Source organism: Hydrogenivirga sp. (assembly GCF_056450045.1).
In genome coordinates this window covers 1-5055 of the sequence record NZ_JBWONM010000057.1, presented here as the reverse complement: position 1 = coordinate 5055, position 5055 = coordinate 1, and the positions used below count along the sequence as shown (strand labels likewise).

The 5055-nt window shown below is 50.0% G+C and carries 5 protein-coding genes and 1 pseudogene; 3 read left to right on the top strand and 3 right to left on the bottom strand.

Going from position 1 to position 5055, the window contains the following annotated elements; translation table 11 throughout:
* Nucleotides 1-271: pseudogene (locus AC1HCM_RS02335) on the top strand (hypothetical protein); the annotation flags it as partial.
* 140 nt (nucleotides 272-411) lie between these two features.
* Here the strand turns inward: AC1HCM_RS02335 and atpD are convergent.
* The 3 genes from atpD to AC1HCM_RS02320 form a co-directional block, all read right to left on the bottom strand.
* On the bottom strand, nucleotides 412-1845 hold the full coding sequence (atpD, locus tag AC1HCM_RS02330) for a F0F1 ATP synthase subunit beta (protein ID WP_479460167.1): 1434 nt from the start codon (nucleotides 1843-1845) through the stop codon (nucleotides 412-414).
* 120 nt (nucleotides 1846-1965) lie between these two features.
* Entirely contained in the window at nucleotides 1966-2199 is a 234-nt protein-coding gene (locus tag AC1HCM_RS02325; RefSeq protein WP_479460166.1) for a hypothetical protein, read from the bottom strand.
* Entirely contained in the window at nucleotides 2196-3068 is an 873-nt protein-coding gene (locus tag AC1HCM_RS02320; RefSeq protein ID WP_479460165.1) for a F0F1 ATP synthase subunit gamma, read from the bottom strand. The genes AC1HCM_RS02325 and AC1HCM_RS02320 overlap by 4 nt, the downstream gene beginning before the upstream one ends.
* A gap of 46 nt (nucleotides 3069-3114) precedes the next feature.
* On the opposite strand from AC1HCM_RS02320, the gene ilvE reads away from it, so the two are divergent.
* Nucleotides 3115-4032 (top strand): branched-chain-amino-acid transaminase, encoded by a 918-nt coding sequence (gene ilvE, locus AC1HCM_RS02315; RefSeq protein ID WP_479460164.1) that lies wholly within the window; start codon nucleotides 3115-3117, stop codon nucleotides 4030-4032.
* Between the two features lie 127 nt (nucleotides 4033-4159).
* Nucleotides 4160-5055, top strand: an 896-nt coding sequence (locus tag AC1HCM_RS02310) for a M28 family peptidase (protein ID WP_479460163.1), incomplete at its 3' end; no start/stop codon positions are given.

Here is a 5055-nt window from a genome sequence, read left to right as displayed (position 1 = left end):
CGATAATATTGCTTTCCCCCATAGAGCCCACAAAAGAATTAAAAAAGGTTACAAAAGTAAACCGATTGACTTTCTTAAAAGAGCAATTCCGAAATATATTTACAATTCTTATCCCAAGGATAAGGATAAGGATCCAGATCCAGGGGAAATTATTATGAGTTATTTGTTTGAAAGAAATACCAAGACTAAAAACTTACTTTTGAAAAAAGCCATTATTGGTCTTTTCCCAGACAAGATATTTAATAAAGTACTCTGGGAGGGAGAGTTATGACATGTAGCTGTCGCCTAACAGCGGGTATGCGGTTCGCTATCGCTCACCCAAACCCTTACGAGCTTCGCATACCCGCAAAACGTTAGCAGAAATTCCATCCTTCGCCCACAAAATGGAAAAATTTCATAAACTTGGAAAAATTAAACCTTTGCCCCCATCTGCTTAGCCTTTTCCACAGCCTCCTCTATGGTTCCCACCATGTAGAAGGCGTTCTCGGGGAGGTGGTCGTACTTTCCTGTTAGTATCTCCTTGAAGGACCTTATGGTGTCCTCAAGCTTGACGTACTTTCCGGGCATACCCGTGAACTGCTCTGCGACGTGGAAGGGCTGGGCGAGGAATTTCTGTATCCTCCTTGCTCTATTGACTATAGCCTTGTCCTCCTCTGAGAGCTCCTCCATACCGAGTATGGCGATTATCTCCTGCAGCTCCTTGTACCTCTGGAGTATTCTCTTAACCTCCATCGCGGTTTCGTAGTGTTCGTCACCGACGAACTCAGGGGCGAGATACTTGGAGGTGGACTCAAGGGGGTCTATGGCGGGGTAGATTCCCAGCTCCGCAAGTCTCCTTGCCAGAACGGTCGTCGCGTCAAGGTGGGCGAATATGGAGTAGGGTGCGGGGTCTGTTATGTCGTCTGCGGGAACGTAAACAGCCTGAACAGCTGTTATTGAACCCTTCTTGGTTGAGGTTATCCTTTCCTGAACCTCTCCAACGTCGGTGTTGAGAGTCGGCTGGTATCCGACCGCTGAGGGAAGTCTTCCCAGGAGGGTTGAGACCTCAGAACCAGCCTGAACGAACCTGAATATGTTGTCTATAAAGGTCAGAACGTCCTGACCCTCAACATCCCTGAAGTACTCAGCCATCGTTATCCCTGTCTGGGCAACCCTGAACCTAACGCCGGGGGGCTCGTTCATCTGTCCATAGACCATGACGGTGTAGGGTAGGACCCCCGACTCCTTCATCTCAAGCCACAGGTCGTTACCCTCTCTAGTCCTCTCTCCCACGCCGACAACCACCGAAAATCCCTTGTGGTACTTGGCTATGTTGTGAATAAGCTCCTGCATCAGGACGGTCTTTCCGACACCTGCCCCACCGAAGAGACCTACCTTACCACCCTTGACGTAGGGCTCAAGGAGGTCAACGACCTTGATACCTGTCTCAAGTATCTCAACCTTTGTGGACTGCTCATCAAGGGATGGGGGGTCTCTGAACATGGGCCAGCGCTCTTTAGCCTCAACGGGTCCCTGGTCATCTATGGGCTGACCGACGACGTTGAATATCCTCCCGAGGACCTCCCTTCCTACGGGTATGCTTATGGGACCACCGAGGTACTCAACCTCCTGTCCCCTTGTAAGACCGTCGGAAGCTCCCATACCTATAGCCCTGACCCTGCTTTCGCCTATGTGCTGGGCTACCTCAAAGAAGAGCTCCTCCTCAGCCCAATTACCCTTGTCGTCAATGTACCTTCTCACGGTCTTAAGACCGTGCTTTATAGGCGGGAGCTCCTTTGTGTCAAACTCAACGTCCACAACGGGACCAACAACCTGAACTATCCTTCCAACCAGCTTCTCAGCCATACTTCAATCACCTCCTAATTTTTCTCATGAGGCATAGGTTTGCTTTCCTCTATAAGCATTCTGAACAAAATGTACAGTACGAAGACCAGTGCAAATACAGCAAAACTTTCAGCAAGGAGTTCAAGCATTCTTAAGCTCCTCCAATACTCGGTTTATCCTAATATATGTCCGGAAGGTGAATAAGGCTGAAACAATCGCTATCATGAAACCAAGTATGCTGAATACAAGGTATATACTCCCTTTACCGCTCAACAGTAGCCCGACGGAGCCCCCGGCGGAGGCTACCATCACGGTTGTGAAGATACCAAACCTCTGCATTTCTACATCCAGCAACCTGTTCAGATACTCTCTCACTTCATAGCCTCTGCGGCACCAACTATATCAATGAGCTCAAGGGTGATGGACTCCTGCCTTGCCTTGTTGAATATCAGCGTCCACTGCTTCACAAGGTCATCGGCATTCTTTGTGGCGTTGTCCATAGCGACCATCCTTGCAAAGTGCTCAGCCGCGTTGGACTCAACCATAGCCCTGTAGAGCTGGTAGTTAAGGTAGAGGTTTATTATCTTCTCCATAAACTCAGCTTCATCAACCTCAAAGGTGTAAACGCTGAGGTCCTCCTGAACCCCCCCTTCGGGGAGCTCAAAGGGGAGGAACTTCCTTATAACGGGCTTGTAGCTCGCCCTCGTTATCATCTCGTTGTTTATCAGATAGACCGCATCGGTCTCCCTCTTTGTAAACCTATCCCTCACTATTTCGGAGACCTCCTTCGCAACGCCGAAGTTCACCTCCTTCCTGAAGACCTCGTCGTAGCCCTTGACTATCTCGTAATCCCTTCTTGAGAAGTACTGGTATCCCTTTCTTCCTATGAGTATCAGGCTTGCGCTTATACCTGCACTTCTCTTGCCTTCAATGAACTTCTCCGTCTCCCTTATTATGTTGGAGTTGAAGGCTCCCGCCAGTCCTCTGTCCGCAGTTACTAAGATTATGTCCGCCCTTCTCTCCTCCCTCTCCTCCATAAGGGGCATAGCCTCCCTGTCAACGTGACCGGCGAGGTCCCTGACAAGCTCATAGAGTTTATCGGAGTAAGGTCTGGAGGAGTAGAGGAGCTCTTGCGCCCGCCTGAGCTTTGCTGCGGACACGACCTTCATCGCGTTCGTTATCCTTCTCGTGTTCTTAATACCCTGTATCTTCCTTCTTATATCCCTTGGAGACAGCTTTGGCATAACGGGAAGGTATTATAGCACAGTTTTTGTGGTAGAATCTTTGCTCATGGAGTACGCCTTCTTTGAAGGAAAGTTCGTCCCCATAGAGGAGGCGAACATAAACATAAAGACTAACTCCTTCCATTACGGGACCGCCATCTTTGAGGGACTTAGAGCTTACTGGAATGAAGAACACGGGCAGCTTTACATACTCTTTGCCAGGGAACATTACGAAAGACTGGTAAGAAACGCCAGGGCGTTGTTCATGGAACTCCCCTACGGCGTAGAGGAGCTTGTGGAGATAACCAAAGAGCTCTTGGTCAAGAACGGCATAAGGCAGGATGTCTATATAAGACCTATCGCTTACTTCAAGGACCTTGCCCTAACACCCAAGTTGATAGACTACACGCCCGAGGTCGCCATATACACATACAACTTCGGCAGGTATCTTGACACCTCTCAGGGGATAAGGGTTAAGGTCTCCTCCTGGAGGAGGAACGATGACAACTCAATACCTTCCCGTTGGAAGGTTGCCGGAGCTTACGTGAACAGCGCCTTAGCCAAAACCGAGGCACTCATGGCTGGATACGATGAGGCTCTGCTCCTAAACTCCCAAGGCTTCGTAGCGGAAGGCTCGGGAGAAAACATCTTCCTGATAAGGGAGGGTAAAGCTGTCACCCCCTCCCACAGCGAGCACATACTTGAGGGTATAACGAGAAGAGCTGTTATAAACCTCCTCAAGAACGACCTCGTCGTCAGGGTTGAGGAGAGACCAGTTGCCCGGAGTGAGCTCTATGTGGCGGACGAAATATTCTTGACTGGAACGGCCGCAGAGGTAACGCCCGTAGTTGAGGTGGACAACAGGAAGGTGGGGAGTGGAAAGATCGGGGAGATAACATCTCAGCTCCAGGAGCTCTACTTCAACGCTGTGAGGGGAAACATAGAAAGGTACAGGAGCTGGCTGACACCCGTATATGAGAAGTGAAGTCTTAAAAGAGCTTCAACAGCTTACGCACTTTTTTTCAAGCCGTGAGAGAGTCTCCTCTTCAGAGGGAATAAGGGAGTCCCAGCAGAGGATCATAAAGTTCTTAAGAGATCTGAAAATTCCCTTCGTGGAGGAAAGCTTCGTTGTGGAGAAGAACATACCTATTGAGGGAAGGGTTAAGTTTAACGGTACCCAGATAGAGGGCTATCCCTTTGTCGGTAGCCTCTGGGGAGACAGGGAGGGAGAGGTCGTTGGGGAAGAGGATGAGGTCAAGGGCAAGATAGCTCTGGTTAAGGTTGGAGGTGAGAGGGAAGAGGAGAAGGTTAGAAGGCTCAAAGAGAGGGGGGCGGTGGGTGCCGTATTCTACTTAGAGGAGCTCAGCTCCCCTTACATAGGGAACATAGGAGGGGAAAGCTTCTTAGCCCTGTCCGTTGACAGGGAGAGTGCAAAGGAGCTCTTGGGGAAGAAGGTCAGGATAGAGGCAAAGGTCAGGAGAACGAAGGTGAAGGGAAAGAACATCTACTTTGATATAGGCAAGGGACCCTTCCTTTACATCACAGCCCACCTTGATTCCAAGCCCTTCGTTCGGGGTGCCCTAGACAACGCGGCTGCGGTCGCCCTTCTTCTCGTGATGGCAAAGGAGATAAAGGAGAGCTACTACTTCCCCTTCAGGCTGAGGTTCATGATAACGGATGCGGAGGAGCTCGGGCTTGAGGGGGCGAAGCACCATGTCAAGAACCTGAAGCACGCCTTCTACGTGATAAACGTGGACTCAATAGGCTGGCACAATCCCGCCGTTATATACAGGGACTGGGCTGGATACAACGGTGAGAAGATAATGGAAAAGTTCTACAGGCACATGAAGGACCTCAAGATTGAGGTTCCCTTCAAGGAAGGCAAGAGGGGCAGGAGCGACCACATCCCCTTCAAGGAGAAGGGTGTAGAAGCTCTCTTCCTCTCTTCAAACCCCTTTACCCTCAGGCACACCTTTTACGACAGCTACGAGGCTATAAACTGGGACGT

Coding starts and splice junctions, on each gene's coding strand:
- atpD (WP_479460167.1), bottom strand. CDS start 1,845: ATGGCTGAGAAGCTGGTTGGAAGGATAGTTCAGGTTGTTGGTCCCGTT.
- AC1HCM_RS02320 (WP_479460165.1), bottom strand. CDS start 3,068: ATGCCAAAGCTGTCTCCAAGGGATATAAGAAGGAAGATACAGGGTATT.
- ilvE (WP_479460164.1), top strand. CDS start 3,115: ATGGAGTACGCCTTCTTTGAAGGAAAGTTCGTCCCCATAGAGGAGGCG.